Source organism: Nosocomiicoccus ampullae (assembly GCF_001696685.1).
In the GTDB taxonomy this organism is placed as follows: domain Bacteria; phylum Bacillota; class Bacilli; order Staphylococcales; family Salinicoccaceae; genus Nosocomiicoccus; species Nosocomiicoccus ampullae_A.
This window is the reverse complement of sequence record NZ_MBFG01000002.1, coordinates 120,180-137,069: the sequence shown is the minus strand read 5'-3', so window position 1 is coordinate 137,069 and position 16,890 is coordinate 120,180. Positions and strand designations below refer to the sequence as shown.

The 16,890-nt window shown below is 37.9% G+C and carries 17 protein-coding genes, 1 rRNA gene and 1 other annotated feature (1 of these 19 cut by a window edge); of the genes, 14 read left to right on the top strand and 4 right to left on the bottom strand.

Annotation, left to right across the window (positions count from 1 at the left end; genetic code table 11):
* The first annotated feature begins 45 nt into the window (after positions 1 to 45).
* The 6 genes from BBS29_RS08330 to BBS29_RS02435 all read left to right on the top strand — a co-directional run bounded on the left by BBS29_RS08330 (position 46) and on the right by BBS29_RS02435 (position 4,116).
* Positions 46 to 222, top strand: a complete 177-nt coding sequence (locus tag BBS29_RS08330) for a hypothetical protein (RefSeq protein WP_168162127.1) — start codon at positions 46 to 48, stop codon at positions 220 to 222.
* A gap of 64 nt (positions 223 to 286) precedes the next feature.
* The gene (locus tag BBS29_RS02455; protein ID WP_068128709.1) at positions 287 to 790 is read left to right on the top strand and encodes an acyl-CoA thioesterase; all 504 of its coding nucleotides are present in this window, start codon (positions 287 to 289) and stop codon (positions 788 to 790) included.
* A 9-nt stretch (positions 791 to 799) separates the two neighbouring features.
* Positions 800 to 1,573, top strand: a complete 774-nt coding sequence (locus tag BBS29_RS02450; protein WP_068128708.1) for a RecX family transcriptional regulator — start codon at positions 800 to 802, stop codon at positions 1,571 to 1,573.
* Positions 1,563 to 1,877, top strand: a complete 315-nt coding sequence (locus BBS29_RS02445) for a YfhH family protein (RefSeq protein ID WP_068128706.1) — start codon at positions 1,563 to 1,565, stop codon at positions 1,875 to 1,877. The genes BBS29_RS02450 and BBS29_RS02445 overlap by 11 nt, the downstream gene beginning before the upstream one ends.
* Complete coding sequence (locus BBS29_RS02440) at positions 1,877 to 3,370, top strand: hypothetical protein (protein WP_068128704.1); 1,494 nt, start codon at positions 1,877 to 1,879, stop codon at positions 3,368 to 3,370. Before BBS29_RS02445 ends, BBS29_RS02440 begins: the two co-directional genes overlap by 1 nt.
* An 8-nt stretch (positions 3,371 to 3,378) precedes the next feature.
* Positions 3,379 to 4,116, top strand: a complete 738-nt coding sequence (locus BBS29_RS02435; RefSeq protein WP_068128702.1) for a hypothetical protein — start codon at positions 3,379 to 3,381, stop codon at positions 4,114 to 4,116.
* Positions 4,117 to 4,149: 33 nt separating this feature from the next.
* Here the strand turns inward: BBS29_RS02435 and BBS29_RS02430 are convergent, their stop codons facing one another.
* Positions 4,150 to 5,121, bottom strand: coding sequence for a metal-dependent hydrolase (locus BBS29_RS02430; RefSeq protein ID WP_068128701.1), 972 nt, complete (start codon positions 5,119 to 5,121; stop codon positions 4,150 to 4,152).
* Positions 5,122 to 5,161: 40 nt separating this feature from the next.
* Here BBS29_RS02430 and mutY point away from each other — a divergent pair, with 40 nt between their 5' ends.
* From mutY to BBS29_RS02410, 4 genes are read left to right on the top strand one after another with little or no spacing between them, the layout of a single operon-like run.
* Complete coding sequence (mutY, locus tag BBS29_RS02425) at positions 5,162 to 6,181, top strand: A/G-specific adenine glycosylase (protein WP_068128699.1); 1,020 nt, start codon at positions 5,162 to 5,164, stop codon at positions 6,179 to 6,181.
* Positions 6,182 to 6,235: 54 nt separating this feature from the next.
* Entirely contained in the window at positions 6,236 to 6,778 is a 543-nt protein-coding gene (ntdP, locus tag BBS29_RS02420) for a nucleoside tri-diphosphate phosphatase (RefSeq protein WP_040928242.1), read from the top strand.
* Positions 6,779 to 6,808: 30 nt separating this feature from the next.
* Positions 6,809 to 8,551, top strand: coding sequence for an ABC transporter ATP-binding protein (locus BBS29_RS02415; RefSeq protein ID WP_068128696.1), 1,743 nt, complete (start codon positions 6,809 to 6,811; stop codon positions 8,549 to 8,551).
* The gene (locus BBS29_RS02410) at positions 8,548 to 9,156 is read left to right on the top strand and encodes a DNA-3-methyladenine glycosylase (protein ID WP_068128695.1); all 609 of its coding nucleotides are present in this window, start codon (positions 8,548 to 8,550) and stop codon (positions 9,154 to 9,156) included. The genes BBS29_RS02415 and BBS29_RS02410 overlap by 4 nt, the downstream gene beginning before the upstream one ends.
* Positions 9,157 to 9,188: 32 nt before the next feature.
* Here BBS29_RS02410 and BBS29_RS02405 read toward each other — a convergent pair whose 3' ends face one another.
* Positions 9,189 to 10,295 (bottom strand): FUSC family protein, encoded by a 1,107-nt coding sequence (locus BBS29_RS02405; protein WP_068128692.1) that lies wholly within the window; start codon positions 10,293 to 10,295, stop codon positions 9,189 to 9,191.
* 11 nt (positions 10,296 to 10,306) lie between these two features.
* Positions 10,307 to 11,599, bottom strand: a complete 1,293-nt coding sequence (locus BBS29_RS02400; RefSeq protein WP_068128689.1) for a glutamate-1-semialdehyde 2,1-aminomutase — start codon at positions 11,597 to 11,599, stop codon at positions 10,307 to 10,309.
* A 140-nt stretch (positions 11,600 to 11,739) separates the two neighbouring features.
* Here BBS29_RS02400 and bcp point away from each other — a divergent pair, with 140 nt between their 5' ends.
* From bcp to perR, 3 genes are all read left to right on the top strand, one after another.
* Entirely contained in the window at positions 11,740 to 12,186 is a 447-nt protein-coding gene (gene bcp, locus BBS29_RS02395; protein WP_068128687.1) for a thioredoxin-dependent thiol peroxidase, read from the top strand.
* 1 nt (position 12,187) lies between these two features.
* The gene (locus BBS29_RS02390; RefSeq protein WP_068128685.1) at positions 12,188 to 13,129 is read left to right on the top strand and encodes an NAD(P)-dependent oxidoreductase; all 942 of its coding nucleotides are present in this window, start codon (positions 12,188 to 12,190) and stop codon (positions 13,127 to 13,129) included.
* Between the two features lie 72 nt (positions 13,130 to 13,201).
* Positions 13,202 to 13,648: a peroxide-responsive transcriptional repressor PerR gene (gene perR, locus BBS29_RS02385; protein ID WP_040928235.1), complete on the top strand. Its 447-nt coding sequence runs from the start codon at positions 13,202 to 13,204 to the stop codon at positions 13,646 to 13,648.
* A gap of 12 nt (positions 13,649 to 13,660) precedes the next feature.
* Here the strand turns inward: perR and BBS29_RS02380 are convergent, their stop codons facing one another.
* Positions 13,661 to 14,044 carry a DUF2614 family zinc ribbon-containing protein gene (locus tag BBS29_RS02380; protein ID WP_040928234.1) on the bottom strand — a complete coding sequence of 128 codons (384 nt, stop codon included), beginning with the start codon at positions 14,042 to 14,044 and terminating at the stop codon, positions 13,661 to 13,663.
* 412 nt (positions 14,045 to 14,456) lie between these two features.
* Between BBS29_RS02380 and BBS29_RS02375 the strand changes: the two genes are divergently transcribed.
* Positions 14,457 to 16,017: ribosomal RNA gene (locus BBS29_RS02375) — 16S ribosomal RNA — on the top strand.
* Between the two features lie 194 nt (positions 16,018 to 16,211).
* Positions 16,212 to 16,890, top strand: a sequence feature (mutual gap in cmsearch alignment for this rRNA model is longer than 100); it runs 2,670 nt beyond the window's last position.

Here is a 16,890-nt window from a genome sequence, read left to right as displayed (position 1 = left end):
ATTATAGTAGTAGTATAGGTAAGTAATGATTCGGAGGTAAAAACTATGTTCTCATTCGGATTTTTTGGAATGACGTTAAGTATTTTAATTGCTGTTTCGATTACTCTCGTCGCTGTATTAGGTTTCGGCGGTGTAGTTTTCTATTTCTTAGCACAAGCGTTCAACAGTGAAGACGCACTTGTTGTTGATACGAGAGAAGAAGCATTAAACCGTAAAATTTAACACATAATTTTAGAGGAGACGATGATCTCCTCTTTTTTTACTTAAAACAAATCGAGGTGACAACATGATTAAGAAAATGTCAGAATCATATTCAGTAAAATCAGCAATTGTTTTCCCGCAACATACGAACAATTACAATACGATGTTTGGTGGCGTGTTACTCTCTCAAATTGATGATATCGCAGCAATCACTGCAAGACGCCATTCAGGAACGCAAGTGTTGACTGCATCGATTGACTCGATGGACTTTTTAAAACCGATAGAGCTCGGTGATATCGTCGTGTTAGAAGGTGTTGTGACACATACAGGTACTTCATCGATGGAAATTATGGTAAAAGTATCTCGTGAAAGTCACGGGAGTAATGAAAAGAAACTCGCAGGCTTTTGTTTTATGACATTTGTCGGTGTCGATGAAAACGGTAAGCCGGTACCTGTTCCTAAAATTGAATGCGACTCAAACACGCTACAATTTTTAGTCGATAGTGCAGACGTGAGAGTAAAACGACGTAAAGAACGATTAACACATACAAAAGAGCTCGCAACATATATTGAACAAGAACTTTTTTAGGAGGACGTTATGAAAGTAGAAAGAGTCGTGCAGTTAAAAAATAACTTTTACGACGTATACTTTAGCGATCAGTCTAAATTAAAAGTACACGAAGAATCGCTCGTAAAATACGAGCTATTGCCTGGCCGAATAATTTCTAAAGATATGCTAGACGATATAAAAACATCAATTGAATTCGACCGAGCATATATTAAAGCAATTCAATATATATCGTATAAAATTCGTTCCACTCAAGAAGTGATCGACTATTTAAAAGACGAGTATGCGGTGGATATTATTAATCAAACGATTATTCGTCTAAAAGAAGAACGATATATTGACGACTCGCATTATGCGACGAGTTTAAGTAATACGATTTTTAATACGACAGATAAAGGACCAAAACACCTTGAACGTAAGTTGTTCGAAAAAAACATCGATGAAAATATAATCGTCGAAGAAGTTGAACGATTTAACGACAAAGTCGACGAAGGGCGTATTGAACGAATCACTCAAAAAGAGTTAAAAAAATATAAAGGTTCGTCAAATCATTTCGAAATGAAGTTACGTCAAAAACTGATGCGTGATGGTTATACGAACGCACATTTTGATTTTATTCCGTCAGATATTCAGTTTGACGACACTGATTATTTTGAGAAAGAATTTGAAAAATATTATAATAGATTGAAACGTAAATATGAAGGATTTCAACTAAGACAAAAACTAACGGCGTCACTGATGCGCCGTGGGTTTAGTTACGATCAAATTAACGAGAAGTTAGAGGGAATTGAAGATGAGTTTTAGTACGATGACGAGAGTTGAATTAGAGCGATACATTCAAGAGACGCGTGAAAAAATGCGTAAAGCTGAAATGATGGGTGTCGAAAATGAATACCGCGTATTAGAGCGTCAAGCACTAATTGCGGAGTGTTATATGATCGACTTATCACTCATTCAACCAGGGAAAATATATAAAGTGATTGCAAACGAAGATCACTACTTTAAAGTCGAATATTTAAAAGGTGTGTTTGCGTGGGGCTTTTACATCGGTGGAGACGAACCAGAAACAGCAATACCTGTAAGCTTACTTCAGCTGGATAAAAAGTAATGCAAGATATTATTCTTCATAAAGCGACAGGAATCGTCTACCATCATAAAGAGCGCACGAAAGATACGCGTTTCTTTTTAAAGCCGACGTATCTCATATTACGAGACATTAATACGACATTATACCGAGGAGAAGTTCTCGGTATACTCGGTGATTATTCAACTTTAAAGTATTTAAAAAATGTGTTTTCTGGACATTTAAAACCTGAAGAAGGTCGCGTGAAATACGACGTCTCATTTTTAAGTTTAGACGTTGAAGATCATCTTTTAAACGATAAACCTCTACATACGTTTATAGCTGAAATATTAGAAGAGTATATGACAGAGCGAAAAGTGAAAGAGTCGCTCGAATCGTTAAAACGTCATCCACTCTTTTTTGACTACTGGGAAAACTCAGTGAGTCAATTATCGCGTCAAGATATCGCAGTCATTTTGATGGAACTATCGTCAGAGATAAAAGCCGATATTACGTTATATAATAACTTTTATCGTTATTTAAACGACGATGGTTTTAAACGATTAAAATTCATCATTAATACGTTAGAATCTCGCGAGCTCGGTGTGTTTTTACTCGAGTCGAATTTCATACCGATTGAAAAACTTGCCAACCACTTCGTATGGCTCAGTTATGGCCAAATGCGTTTTGAAGGCACCGTTCAAAATGGTCGTAAAGTGTATAACGATTATATGAAACTACGTTCTCAAATTCGTAGTACGGATGAAGAAGCGCTTTTTGATTTAGATTGGAAAGAGCGTATGTATGAACCGATGAACTTTAAGCACGGTTTAAAACGACGAAACCGAAAAGGTGAATCGGTCATCGATACGTTAAACATACAAAGACTTATTATCGCGTTTGTCGTTTTCTTTACGATGGTACTCTCATACTTTTTAGTCGTTATGGATTTTGAATTCACAAAAGAAGAGCATCCATTTGTAGAAGTTGCTGAAGAAGAAGAGGAAGAGACACAAGTCGAAAGGCTGCGTTATGCGTTTATAATTAGTGATGACGTCACTGTCAATGATACGTCTATACCTAAATACGCCTTAATCGCTATCGATGAATCTAATAAAAAGAATGTGACGACAACGATAGATAATGAAACAGTAAAAATACCGATAGACAACGTCGTATTATTTAACCCGTCGAGTATGTATGAGACGCTTGATTACGACACGATGCTTCAGTATATGAATGATCAATTTTTAGACAATCATCTTTTTTATGCAAACTACTTAAACGTAGAAATTAGTCATATTGAGTCAGACTTTAGATTATCGCGTTTAGATTCATATGAAGCAGAAGTTGAAGGTGTCGATATAACATTTTTATTAGACCGTGATACTTCAATTGGTTTAATGACGAGTGGAAAAGAAAGTGACAAAATAAAAAGTGAGTTTAACATTACAGAAGATTATAAAATTTTTAGAACAGATGGTGGATTTGTATTATATGATGCACCAAATAACAAATGGATTTATTTAAGTAGATAGGTGAAACTATGAATCATACATTTCAATATTTATGGAAAAAGACATTTACGTTCCGTGGGCGTCACGTCTTAGCGAGCTTAATTCCGACGTTCATTTATATCTTCTTTATGATTATATTAATTGCAGGACTCACATTTTTATCAGCGGACCAAATGACACGACTCACTTATTTTGTAATCGGTATAACAGCAGTCGTTTGGTTATACCACTCAGCGATGTTGAACTATTATGAAATATTTAGAAAAGACTCGATTATACGGATGAATTACATTCCGTTATATTTAAGAGTATTACCGACAATTGTATTCCAAACAGTGCTTTATATATTGTTTACAATTCTTTATAGTGCGATACTTTCACTAAGAACGGCTGATTTTATGTTGAAATTATTCTCGCTTGGATATTACGTCATACTCGGTATGATTTTAATCGTTCCGTTTACGATATTTTATATTCAACTTCGTCAGCATATAAAATGGAAGCATACAGATAAAGCACTACTCGTTATTTTATTAATTACGACACCTGTATTTTACATCGGAGATAATTTACCGACGATTTTACAAAATATATTAACGTTGAACCCATTTTACTACATCATTTACGGGATTGAATTATCTGCAATAAATGTTTCGTGGTCGACGAATAGGATTCCGACAGATCTATTATTTTTATCTGAGATGACATTAATATATATGGCGTTATATGAAGTGTACACAAAGACAAATATATATATGAAAAAATAATTCCCATTGAATTGATATTCAATGGGAATATTTTTAAGTGACTTTACTTTGGAGTTTTTCTTCAGAAAATACCCAACCTGTAAAGCTCGATTTAATGTCGTTTGTGTCTTGATTTATAATGATAATACATACGAACGGGTAGTGTCCATTTTGTAAATATCTTAAATCGATGTACCTTACTTCGATATGTGACCGATCGACTTGTGTGACTTCATATCGGTAAATACTTGAAAAGTAGGTAAACGCATTAAAGTCTTTGTTTGACTTTACGATTTCGTATAACTCTTCTTCAAGTGGACCGACTTTGTCGAACTCATCATATATAACGACTTGTGTTTTAAACGCTCGACCGACGACAAACTTGTCTTTTGTGACGAGCGCGATACGCCACTCGAAAAATTTAATCGTCGGCATAACAAATAGTCTTAGAATTTCAGAATTTGGTAACAGTCGACTGACTTTTTTCATCAGCATGCGTTTATACATTGCACGCATGACATAATAAATAGCGAGTAGACTATAAATGATGAAAAATAGTATGACTGGGTTAAATCCAAATGCCCATAAAACTAAATATAGTGAAAGTAATATTAATATTGGAATATCGATCGTGTTGATAATACCGAGTTGAATCCAACGGTTATCAAAAAATCGCAACGCTTGCGTACCGTACATATTAAATATGTCAACAAACACATGTAAGAACACAGCAAACAACGACCATAAATACATATGGAAAAAATCTAGGCCGAATATTACGTTTGATACAGTCGCGAGTAGAAGCGGCCAAATGACAAACGTAAATGGTAAACTATGTGTTAACCCGCGGTGGTTTTTAATGTACGTCGCATTATCTTTTGCTTTTAATACCGTATCGATATCCGGGATTAAACTTGCGGCAACCATCGTTGAAGCGAACCCAACAGTGACAGCGTCAACGTGTGGGTCGATTGTTGCGAGTCCAACGAGCGTACCACCCATTAATCCGTGTGTTACAGTATCCATATATAAAACCTCATTTAATATATTAGAATAGGTGAAAAATTTGAACTATAAATTGTTTAACGAATCACTTTTAGATTGGTATTATGAAGTGCGCCGTGATTTACCGTGGAGAGAAACTTCAGATCCATATAAAATCTGGCTATCTGAAGTGATGCTCCAACAAACTCAAGTGAAAACCGTCATCCCTTATTATAATAAGTTTATCAAAAAATACCCAACACTTGATTCGATTGCGAACGAAAATAGTGAATCGCTACTGAAAGAGTGGGAAGGGCTAGGTTATTATAATCGTATTCGTAATTTCCATGAAGCGGTCAAAGAAGTCCAATCAAGTTATCAATCCGAAGTTCCAAATCAACCTGAAACGTTCTTCACATTAAAAGGTGTTGGACCGTATATCGGCGGTGCGGTTCAGTCGATCGCATTTAATCATAAAATTGCCGCAGTGGACGGGAATGTCCTTCGTGTTATGACAAGACTCACTGAAGACTCTAGAGACATTTCAAAACAAAAGACGATTTCCTCAATTAAAGCACATATAGAAACGTTTATGCCAGACGATGCGGGTAATTTTAACCAAGCAATGATGGAACTCGGTGCAACTGTTTGTACACCACGCGCACCAAAATGTATTACGTGTCCAGTTCAAGCACACTGTGAATCATTTAAAAACAATACTGTTAATCTATACCCGTTTAAGAAGAAAGCTAAAGCTAAAAAAGAGTTGTACTTTAATGTCTATCTTATCCTAAATGATCAGAATGAAATTTATCTCTATAAAGAAACGAAAGACTTACTCCAAGGCATGTACAAATTTCCAAAATTTGACGTCGACACGAATGTAGAAACGATAGAGGATAAATTACACATTGAATTATCTCAACCTCAATTTTTAGGAGAAGAAAAGCATATATTTACTCACAAAGTATGGTATATGAATATATACGTCGTTCATACGACGTCTACAAATGACCATTTTGTACCACTAAATGAGGTACGAGAACTTCCGATGAGTGTTGCGATGCAAAAAGTATATAAATATATCGATGAAACGATTTAGTAAAGTTCGTATGTTGAATGTGATATACTAACAAAGTAAAAAGAGGTGTGGCGAATGATTAAAGAAACCATACCGAAAACGGGTGAAACCGTCAGAATACAAAGTTATAAACACGACGGTAACATTCATAGAGTGTGGAAAGAAACGACAATTTTAAAAGCGACAGATAGTATTATCATCGGTGGTAATAATCATACACTCGTCACTGAAAGTGATAATAGAAAATGGGTGACGAGAGAACCTGCGTTAGTATATTTTCATAAAGAAGCATGGTTTAACGTCATTGCGATGTTTAGAGAAGACGGCGTATATTATTATTGCAATTTAGCTTCTCCATACGTTTATGATGGTGAAGCAATTAAATACATCGACTACGATTTAGATATTAAATTATTTCCAGATGGGAAATACTTTTTACTCGATGAAGATGAATACATCCAGCATAAAAAAGAGATGAGATATAGTAAAGACATCGATGATATACTGCATTATCAAGTTGACACACTCCAAGAATGGATCGAAGAAAAAAGAGGCCCGTTTGCGGAAGATTTTGTACACATATGGTATAAACGTTATCAAGAATTAAACCAATCGTAAGATTGGTTTTATTAGTGTAGGGGGGATTTCTTGGTTAAACGGTATTTAAAATTTGTTAAACCGTATACGTGGCACGTGATTTTAACGATTATTATCGGGATTATTAAATTCGGTATTCCATTACTCATTCCGTTACTCATCGCGTACACAATCGACGACGTGATTCTCGTCGACAATTTAACAAATGATGAAAAACTCGATAAAATGTGGCGCGTACTTATGCTGTTTGGTGTCATATTCGTCTTAATTCGTCCGCCGGTTGAGTATTTAAGACAATATTTAGCACAGTGGACGAGTAACAAGATTTTATATGACATTCGTCATTATTTATATGCGCATTTACAGCGTTTAAGTTCGAAATATTACGCGAACAATAAAGTCGGCGAAGTAATTTCACGCGTCATTAACGACGTAGAACAAACGAAAAACTTTATCGTCACTGGACTTATGAATTTATGGTTAGACTTAGTCACGATTTTAATCGCGTTAGGTATTATGTTTACGATGAACGTTCAACTGACGCTCGTATCGATGATTATATTTCCGTTTTATATTTTCGGCGTATGGTATTTCTTTTCTAGACTACGCCATTATACGCGTGAACGTTCACAAGCAGTGGCAGAATTACAAGGGTTTTTACATGAAAGAATTTCAGGTATTAACGTGATCCGTAGTTTTGCGATTGAGAATTACGAACAACAACGATTCGATAAAGTAAACGATAACTTTTTAAATAAAGCGACAACGCATGCAAAATGGACAGCGTATAGCTTTATGACGGTCAATTCGATTACAGATATCGGGCCGTTACTCGTTATCGGCTTTGGTGCATATCAAGTTATAGAAGGAAGCTTAACGGTCGGGGTACTTGCAGCGTTTATCGCGTATTTAGACCGATTATATGGACCGCTTCGTCGACTCGTTTCTTCATCTACAACGTTAACACAAAGTATCGCATCGATGGACCGTGTGTTCGAGTTGATCGATGAAGAATACGACATCGTCAATAAAGAAAATGCGTATGAATTAAAAAATGTAAAAGGTGAAATCGAATTTAACGACGTATCATTTAAATATAATGAAGATACACCACTCGTTTTAAATGATGTTAATGCAAATATTGGTGTCGGAAAAACTGTCGCGTTTGTTGGAATGAGTGGTGGGGGTAAATCTTCACTCGTATCACTTATACCTAGATTCTATGAAGTCTCAGACGGACAAGTTCTAATTGACGGACACGATATTAGAGACGTTACGTTACATTCATTAAGAGATAATATCGGTATGGTCATGCAAGATAATATTCTCTTTTCTGATTCGATTAAAAACAATATTTTACTCGCAAAACCAGATGCGACTGACGAAGAAGTGTACCGTGCAGCAGAGCGCGCGAATGCTTCAGCGTTCATTGAGAATTTACCAAATGGTTACGATACAGAAGTCGGTGAGCGTGGTGTGAAATTATCTGGTGGTCAAAAGCAAAGAATCGCAATTGCTAGAGTCTTCTTAAAAAATCCACCGATTTTAATATTAGATGAAGCGACAAGTGCTTTAGATTTAGAAAGTGAAGCGATTATACAAGAGACACTAAAAGAATTAGCGCACGACAGAACGACAATTGTCGTTGCACACCGACTCTCTACGATTACACATGCAGACACGATTTACGTCATCGAAAACGGTCAAATTGTAGAAAGTGGTACGCATGAAGAGTTACTCGCTAAAAATGGTGCGTATTATAGACTTTATAGCATTCAGGACGTTGAAGTATGAGTTATTTAGATCTTGATTTTTTATCAGAAGATACGTTAAAAGCAGCAAAAGAGTTACTCGGTAAAAAAATCGTAACGTATACAAATGGAGTAACAACGAGCGGGTATATTACTGAGGTCGAGGCGTATTTAGGAACGAAAGACCGTGCAGCACATACGTTTACTGGAGTAAAAAATAAAAAGAACAGTACGATGTTTGAACCATACGGTCATATATACGTCTATACGATGCATGGACATCACTGCATGAATTTTGTCACAACAAAAGACTTACCTGAAGGGATTTTAATTCGAGGAATAGAACCTGCTGAAGGTATTGAAGAGATGATTTTAAGGCGCGGTCGAGAAGTGAATCTTACAGATGGACCGGGTAAATTAACTGAGGCACTTGGTGTTAAAAGAGACACGCATAACGGTAAGATATTAAATACAGGGTACGTCGATATTTACGACGGTAAAATCCCTAAGGAGATCGTTGCGACACCACGTATCGGAATCGATAATAAAAAAGAAGCGGTCGATTATTTATACCGCTTCATCGTAAAAGGCAATAAACATGTTAGTCGTTTTAAAGGAAAACAAGATGACAATAACGGCTGGCAGTAAAAAACGTTCGATGAATTTCATCGAACGTTTTTTTAATCTAAAGTTTCTTCAGTAATTGATAAATCTTCGTCATTTGCGTGATATTTAAAATAGCTATTAGTAATACGGTCCGCATTTTCTATAGACGTATGGTACTCGTTAATTGCGGTAATACTGTTTAAAATGTTTTCGTATCGTAATCGAACGTCTTCACTAATGAGTTTATGATAATCATCTAAAAAGTGTTCGATTAGCGTGTTTTCATAATGGTATAGATTATCTTGGTAATACTCTGACGTTTCTGGTGGGATTTTCTCAGAAATTTTGAGTAAGACTTGTTCATGATACGCAATCAGTAAGTCCATTTCATAGCGAATTCGGTTAATAAAGTCTTCAGTTAAATATTTATAGTCATTTTCAAGTTTGTTTAAACTTTCTAACACATACCACGCGTTACGCGTCATCTGAACGACTTGTCTAAACAATATTTTACTACGTAAGTCACCAAGTTTCGTTTTTCTGAGGTATGGTTTTTCTTCTTCGTACCAGGCGTATAATGTTTCTAATTTAGTGACGCGTTTATCGAGTGATTTCACATCTTTACGAATAGTGATTGCGTCACTCGCACCGTTTAACTCTAATCGAATGAGTTTAAATATGTCGTTACTGATGACGACAGAGTGATTATATAGCCGGTCTTCATATTTAGGAGGAATTATAAATAAGTTAATGACTAACGCACATAATACCCCAATCATAACGAGTGAAAATCGAATAATTGCTGTTTGTAAAAAGTCTCCAGTCGTCATGTCAGCACCGAGTGGTTCATCCATAATTGCGATTACTGTAACGACAGCAAGACTCGACACACTTTGTAAATTGAAAAACATGAGTATTGAAAGAACGAGTATAATCGTTAAACCGATGACGATTAAGTTACTTTCAAATAAAAGAACCATGACGATCGCTGAAATTGCACCGATAATGTTTCCTCTAAACTGGTTCCACGTTTGAGAAATACTGCGGTGCACGTTTGGTTGTAGTGCGTTCACTGCAGCGATACCAGCGATTAACCCTGGTGTTAAACCGAGCAATTGCACGACGAGTAATGTTAAAACGACCGCGATTCCCGTTTTTAATATTCGGGCGCCAAACTTCATAGCACCATCTCCTAAAAGTCTTCTTTAAAGACCGCTTCAATAATGTTAAGCGTATCTTCGATATCTTGATCCGTATGTTCAGTTGTAATAAACCAAGCTTCATATTTAGAAGGTGCGATGTTAATACCACGGCGAATTAGCCCGTTAAAGAACGTGCTAAATGCTTCACCGTCAGTATCTTCTGCACCGATATAATCCGTCACTGTTTTATCTGTAAAGTAAATTGAAAAAGCCCCAACTTTACGGTTTACAACTGCTTTAATATTGTATTGTTCGATTAATGATTCAATACCTTCAACTAATCGTTTACCTTTACGATCTAATTCTTCATAAACACCGTCTTGTTCTAATACTTCTAAACATGCGATTCCGGCAGCCATCGATAACGGGTTACCCGCCATCGTACCTGCTTGATATGCAGGGCCAAGTGGAGCGACTGATTCCATAATATCTTTACGTCCACCGTATGCACCAATCGGAGTACCACCACCAATAATTTTACCGAGCGCTGTTAAGTCTGGTTTTACACCGAGTAAATCTTGTGCGCCTCCGTACATAAATCTAAACGCTGTAATGACTTCGTCATAGATGACGAGTGCACCGTGTTGATGCGTAATTTCATTGACTGCTTCTAAGAATCCTTCTTTTGGCTCGACGATACCAAAGTTACCGACGATTGGTTCGACTAACACGCCAGCAATTTCATCTCCAAAACGTTCAAACGCTTGTTTTAAACCTTCAATATCGTTAAATGGAACGGTAATCATATCTTTCGCAACAGCTTCAGGAACACCAGCAGAGTCTGGTGTACCGAGTTGAGCTGGTCCACTTCCTGCTGCGACTAATACTAAATCGGAATGTCCGTGGTAGCAACCTTCAAATTTAACGATTTTGTTACGTTTCGTATACGCTCGTGCGACACGGATCGTTGTCATGACGGCTTCAGTACCCGAGTTTACAAAACGAATGCGCTCTAAGTTTGGCATTGCACTTTGAATTTTTTCAGCAAATAGCACTTCTTCTCTCGTCGTCGTACCGTAAAGAATCCCTTTTTGGCTTTGTTCGACGATCGCTTTATGAATATGAGGGTGTGCGTGTCCTGTAATAATTGGTCCGTAAGCTGCTAAATAATCGATGTACTTGTTACCATCGATATCATAAAAGTACGCACCTTCCGCGCGGTCCATTACAACCGGTGCACCGCCACCTACTGCTTTATATGATCTAGATGGTGAGTTTACTCCACCTAATATAATATTTTCTGCACGATTTCTAAATTGTTCTGAATTTTTATGACTATACATATATGTGTCATCCTTTAATATGAGATTATTATTTATATAGTAACATATTTACACGCACTCTTTAATTAAGAAGATAGACGTTTAAAATCTTCATATATAAGGTATAGAAAAAGAAACACTTGAATTTAGGAGCGATAGAGATGGAACAGTTTCCACAATTTAAATTAGAAAATCAAAATGGAGATATTATTACAAACGACGATTTAAAAGGGTTAACAGTCATTTACTTTTATCCAAAAGATAATACACCTGGATGTACGACTCAGGCGTGTGATTTACGCGATAATATAGAAGCGTTTAACGACTTAGATGTTACCGTATATGGTGTCAGTGGAGATAGTAAAGAGTCTCACCAAAAATTTATCGAGAAAAAAGACTTAAATTTTGATTTGCTCGTCGATGAAAATAATGAGCTTGCGAGTGCAGCGGGAGTTATCGGAGACAAAACAGTTTTCGGTAAAAAGGTTCGAGGTATTGTCCGTACGACATTTATCGTGAATGAAAATAATGAAATCGTAAAACGTTTTGACAAAGTGAGTCCAAAAAAACACGTCGAACAACTACTAGAATTCTTAAAAGAGGGATAATATGGTAAAAATTTTATCAAATGCAGAACTAGATGAAAGTAAATTAAAACAACTAGAAGAAAAAGGCGTTGAATTTAAATACGTTTCTAATAAAGAAGACTTAACTGAAGACTTACTTAAAGACGTTGACGTTTTTAATACGTACGGCGGGAATTTAAAAGAAGATATGGTTGAACTCTTACAATCAGTTAAATGGATAAACGTCATGAGTGCTGGTGTCGATAATATTCCAGAATCATTATATAAAAATAAAATCATTACAAATGTGAGTGGTATTCATAAAATACCGATGGCGGAATATACGATTGGATTACTATTAGCCCATTATAAGAAGTTATATGAGGCGTATGATAATCAAAAGAACAAAAAGTGGGATTATAAATTAACAGGCGGAGAACTCTACGGTAAAACAGCGATTATACTTGGAACAGGTGAAATTGGTAAAGAGCTCGCGCGACTGTTAAAAGCGTTCCATGTAAAAGTAATCGGATTTAATACGAGTGGTAGAGATGTCGAGTATTTCGACGAAACTGAAAGCATTGATAATGTAAAGAATAGACTGAGTGAAGCGGATTTTGTTGTCAGCATTTTACCGAGTACGAAAAAGACGAGAGGATCTGTAGATATAGATTTCTTTAAACATATGAACGATGAAGCGGTATTCGTAAATATTGGGCGCGGTGATCTTATCGAAGACGAGACATTAAAACACGTGTTAGATAAAAAACTCATATCACATTTAATACTCGACGTATTTAATAATGAGCCATTAGAAGAAGATGCGTTTATTTATGAATATGATAACGTGACAATTACGCCACACGGTAGTGCAAGAACAGAGCGATATACTGAACGCGCACTCGATATGTTTTTAGATAACCTCGAAAATTACTTAAACGACGAAGAACTATTTAATGTCGTTTCTTATGAGAAAGGATATTAACTTATTTGACAGAGTGAATGAGTTATTTGTAAACTGTTACTATATATATGTAACGAAAGTAGGTTAAACCCTATGACAATTATCGATTGCGATACAATGTTTAATGAGTCGATTGAAAAGTTAAAAGAGACAGGAGTTAGAATTACTCCACAACGTAAAGCAGTGCTAGAGTATTTAATTGAAACAGAAACTCACCCGACTGCAGATGAAATTTTTAAAGCATTGTCACATAACCATAAAAATATGAGTGTTGCGACAGTTTACAATAACTTAAAACTATTTAAGGAAGTCGGTTTAGTAACAGAGTTAACATATGGTGATGCATCAAGCCGATTTGATTTTAAAACTTCACCACATTATCACGTCATTTGTAAAGACTGTGGTAAGATTATGGACTTTCAATATCCAGCACTTGAAGAAGTGGAAGAACTCGCAAGTCTTTTAACAGGTATGGAAGTCGACGGGCATAGACTAGAACTATATGGTCGATGCCGAACATGTAACAAAAAAGAAGATTAGAAGGTTTAACTTCTAATCTTCTTTTTTTAATTGTGATTTAAGTTTTTCGCGTCGATGTTTTACATTGTAGTCGATGTTAAATTCTTCGCCCTCTAAATCTTTATCTAAAGTTAGTGGTTCTTTACAATGTTGACAATAATCGACTGTGCCTAAAATCTTTGTATGTTTACCGCAGTTTGGACATTGTACTCTCACTGCACGTGCACTAATCATGCCGACGTAAAAGTAAATAACAAAACTTAAAAGAATCGGTATTACACCGAGTATTAAAAAGATCAGCATTAACCACGGCGTCGATCTAAAGAACATTCCCGCATACATAATAATCATACCGATAAAAATTAATGCGAGTGCCCATCCACGTATACGTAATATCTTATTACCTGGAAGTCTCATATTTTCACCTCAAAACTTATTATATACAAAAATCATTTTATATTGTATTATAGAGAAAGTCTTTCTTGAGACGAATTAATTTTTAAAAAAACTTATAAAAAACTCTTGACTATATTTTCCAAGGTGTTATTATAGAGTAGTCGCTTCAGTAACGGCGACAAAAATCAAGTAACATATCATCAAATCAAAAAGTTTTAAAAATAATTTTTAAAAACTGTTGACAAGATAAAAACTACTTGATATAGTTAAGAAGTGTTCGCTTCACAGCGACGCAAAAACAATGAACATTGAAAACTGAATGACAATATGTCAACGTTAATTCCGATAAATAGGTTACTTTTAAATGAAGAAGTAACACAACTAGAGCGACTAGTATAAAACGCATTTTATAAAGAGCTAGAAAACTCTAACTATTATGGAGAGTTTGATCCTGGCTCAGGATGAACGCTGGCGGCGTGCCTAATACATGCAAGTCGAGCGCGACTTCTTATACCGAACCTTCGGGTTCACTTTAAGAGTCGAGCGGCGGACGGGTGAGTAACACGTGGGCAACCTGCCCTTAAGACTGGGATAACTACGGGAAACCGTAGCTAATACCGGATAACACTTTTAAACATAAGTTTARGAGTTAAAAGGTGGATKTATCTAYCACTTAAGGATGGGCCTGCGGCGCATTAGCTAGTTGGTGAGGTAACGGCTTACCAAGGCGACGATGCGTAGCCGACCTGAGAGGGTGATCGGCCACACTGGAACTGAGACACGGTCCAGACTCCTACGGGAGGCAGCAGTAGGGAATCTTCCGCAATGGGCGAAAGCCTGACGGAGCAACGCCGCGTGTGCGAAGAAGGTCTTCGGATCGTAAAGCACTGTTGTTAAGGAAGAACGACAGTAAGAGTCACTGCTTACTGTGTGACGGTACTTAACCAGAAAGCCACGGCTAACTACGTGCCAGCAGCCGCGGTAATACGTAGGTGGCAAGCGTTATCCGGAATTATTGGGCGTAAAGCGCGCGTAGGCGGCGAAATAAGTCTGATGTGAAAGCCCCCGGCTCAACCGGGGAAGGTCATTGGAAACTGTATCGCTTGAGTGCAGAAGAGGAGAGTGGAATTCCATGTGTAGCGGTGAAATGCGCAGAGATATGGAGGAACACCAGTGGCGAAGGCGGCTCTCTGGTCTGTAACTGACGCTGATGTGCGAAAGCGTGGGGATCAAACAGGATTAGATACCCTGGTAGTCCACGCCGTAAACGATGAGTGCTAAGTGTTAGGGGGTTTCCGCCCCTTAGTGCTGCAGCAAACGCATTAAGCACTCCGCCTGGGGAGTACGGCCGCAAGGCTGAAACTCAAAGGAATTGACGGGGACCCGCACAAGCGGTGGAGCATGTGGTTTAATTCGAAGCAACGCGAAGAACCTTACCAAATCTTGACATCCTCTGACCGTCATGGAGACATGATTTTCCCTTTGGGACAGAGAGACAGGTGGTGCATGGTTGTCGTCAGCTCGTGTCGTGAGATGTTGGGTTAAGTCCCGCAACGAGCGCAACCCTTAACTTTAGTTGCCATCATTGAGTTGGGCACTTTAGAGTGACTGCCGGTGACAAACCGGAGGAAGGTGGGGATGACGTCAAATCATCATGCCCCTTATGATTTGGGCTACACACGTGCTACAATGGGCAGGAACAAAGGGCAGCGAAACCGTGAGGTCAAGCGAATCCCATAAAACTGTTCTCAGTTCGGATTGGAGTCTGCAACTCGACTCCATGAAGCTGGAATCGCTAGTAATCGTGGATCAGAATGCCACGGTGAATACGTTCCCGGGTCTTGTACACACCGCCCGTCACACCACGAAAGTTGGTAACACCTGAAGCCGGTGGCCTAACCATATGGAGGGAGCCGTCGAAGGTGGGACTGATGATTGGGGTGAAGTCGTAACAAGGTAGCCGTATCGGAAGGTGCGGCTGGATCACCTCCTTTCTAAGGAAATGGAACGGAAAGTTGACATATTGTATTCAGTTTTGAGTGTAATCACTCTAAGGATGTACATTGAAAACCAAATAGAAGCAACAGATTATATATTAATATATGATTTCAAGCGTAGAAACCGAGAACGAAAAAGTTCAAAAATACACGCGCGATAGAGTAGAGATACTCTCTCACAAATTCATTACGATTAAGTAGTGAAGGGCGCACGGTGGATGCCTTGGCACCAAGAGCCGAAGAAGGACGGAACAAACACCGATATGCTTTGGGGAGCTGTAAGTAAGCTGTGATCCGAAGATTTCCGAATGGGGGAACCCGGCATTTTTAATGTCACTCCATTACGAATTAAGTAGTGATGGTAGAGGTAGACCTGGGGAACTGAAACATCTTAGTACCCAGAGGAAGAGAAAGTAAACACGATTCCCGTAGTAGCGGCGAGCGAAGTGGGAAGAGCCCAAACCAGTTTAAACTGGGGTTGTAGGACTTCGAGATGCGAGAAGCAAGTTTAGTGGAAGATTATGGAAAGAATGACCATAGAGGGTAACAGTCCCGTACACGACAAGCGAGCGGACGCTAGAAGTATCCTGAGTACGGCGGAACACGAGGAATTCCGTCGGAATCTGGGAGGACCATCTCCTAAGGCTAAATACTCCTTGGTGACCGATAGTGAACCAGTACCGTGAGGGAAAGGTGAAAAGCACCCCGGGAGGGGAGTGAAATAGAACCTGAAACCGTGTGCCTACAAGTAGTCAGAGCCCTATAAGGGTGATGGCGTGCCTTTTGTATAATGAACCGGCGAGTTACGCATACATGCAAGGTTAAGCAGCGAATGTGGAGCCGAAGCGAAAGCGAGTCTGAAATGGGCGA

Bases quoted from the DNA above. Each gene is read 5' to 3' on its own strand.
- BBS29_RS02380 (WP_040928234.1), bottom strand. From the start codon at position 14,044: ATGAGACTTCCAGGTAATAAGATATTACGTATACGTGGATGGGCACTC.
- BBS29_RS02410 (WP_068128695.1), top strand. From the start codon at position 8,548: ATGAGTTATTTAGATCTTGATTTTTTATCAGAAGATACGTTAAAAGCA.
- perR (WP_040928235.1), top strand. From the start codon at position 13,202: ATGACAATTATCGATTGCGATACAATGTTTAATGAGTCGATTGAAAAG.
- BBS29_RS02450 (WP_068128708.1), top strand. From the start codon at position 800: ATGAAAGTAGAAAGAGTCGTGCAGTTAAAAAATAACTTTTACGACGTA.
- BBS29_RS02440 (WP_068128704.1), top strand. From the start codon at position 1,877: ATGCAAGATATTATTCTTCATAAAGCGACAGGAATCGTCTACCATCAT.
- BBS29_RS02445 (WP_068128706.1), top strand. From the start codon at position 1,563: ATGAGTTTTAGTACGATGACGAGAGTTGAATTAGAGCGATACATTCAA.
- BBS29_RS02400 (WP_068128689.1), bottom strand. From the start codon at position 11,599: ATGTATAGTCATAAAAATTCAGAACAATTTAGAAATCGTGCAGAAAAT.
- BBS29_RS02430 (WP_068128701.1), bottom strand. From the start codon at position 5,121: ATGGATACTGTAACACACGGATTAATGGGTGGTACGCTCGTTGGACTC.
- BBS29_RS02455 (WP_068128709.1), top strand. From the start codon at position 287: ATGATTAAGAAAATGTCAGAATCATATTCAGTAAAATCAGCAATTGTT.
- ntdP (WP_040928242.1), top strand. From the start codon at position 6,236: ATGATTAAAGAAACCATACCGAAAACGGGTGAAACCGTCAGAATACAA.
- BBS29_RS02390 (WP_068128685.1), top strand. From the start codon at position 12,188: ATGGTAAAAATTTTATCAAATGCAGAACTAGATGAAAGTAAATTAAAA.
- BBS29_RS08330 (WP_168162127.1), top strand. From the start codon at position 46: ATGTTCTCATTCGGATTTTTTGGAATGACGTTAAGTATTTTAATTGCT.
- BBS29_RS02435 (WP_068128702.1), top strand. From the start codon at position 3,379: ATGAATCATACATTTCAATATTTATGGAAAAAGACATTTACGTTCCGT.
- bcp (WP_068128687.1), top strand. From the start codon at position 11,740: ATGGAACAGTTTCCACAATTTAAATTAGAAAATCAAAATGGAGATATT.
- BBS29_RS02405 (WP_068128692.1), bottom strand. From the start codon at position 10,295: ATGAAGTTTGGCGCCCGAATATTAAAAACGGGAATCGCGGTCGTTTTA.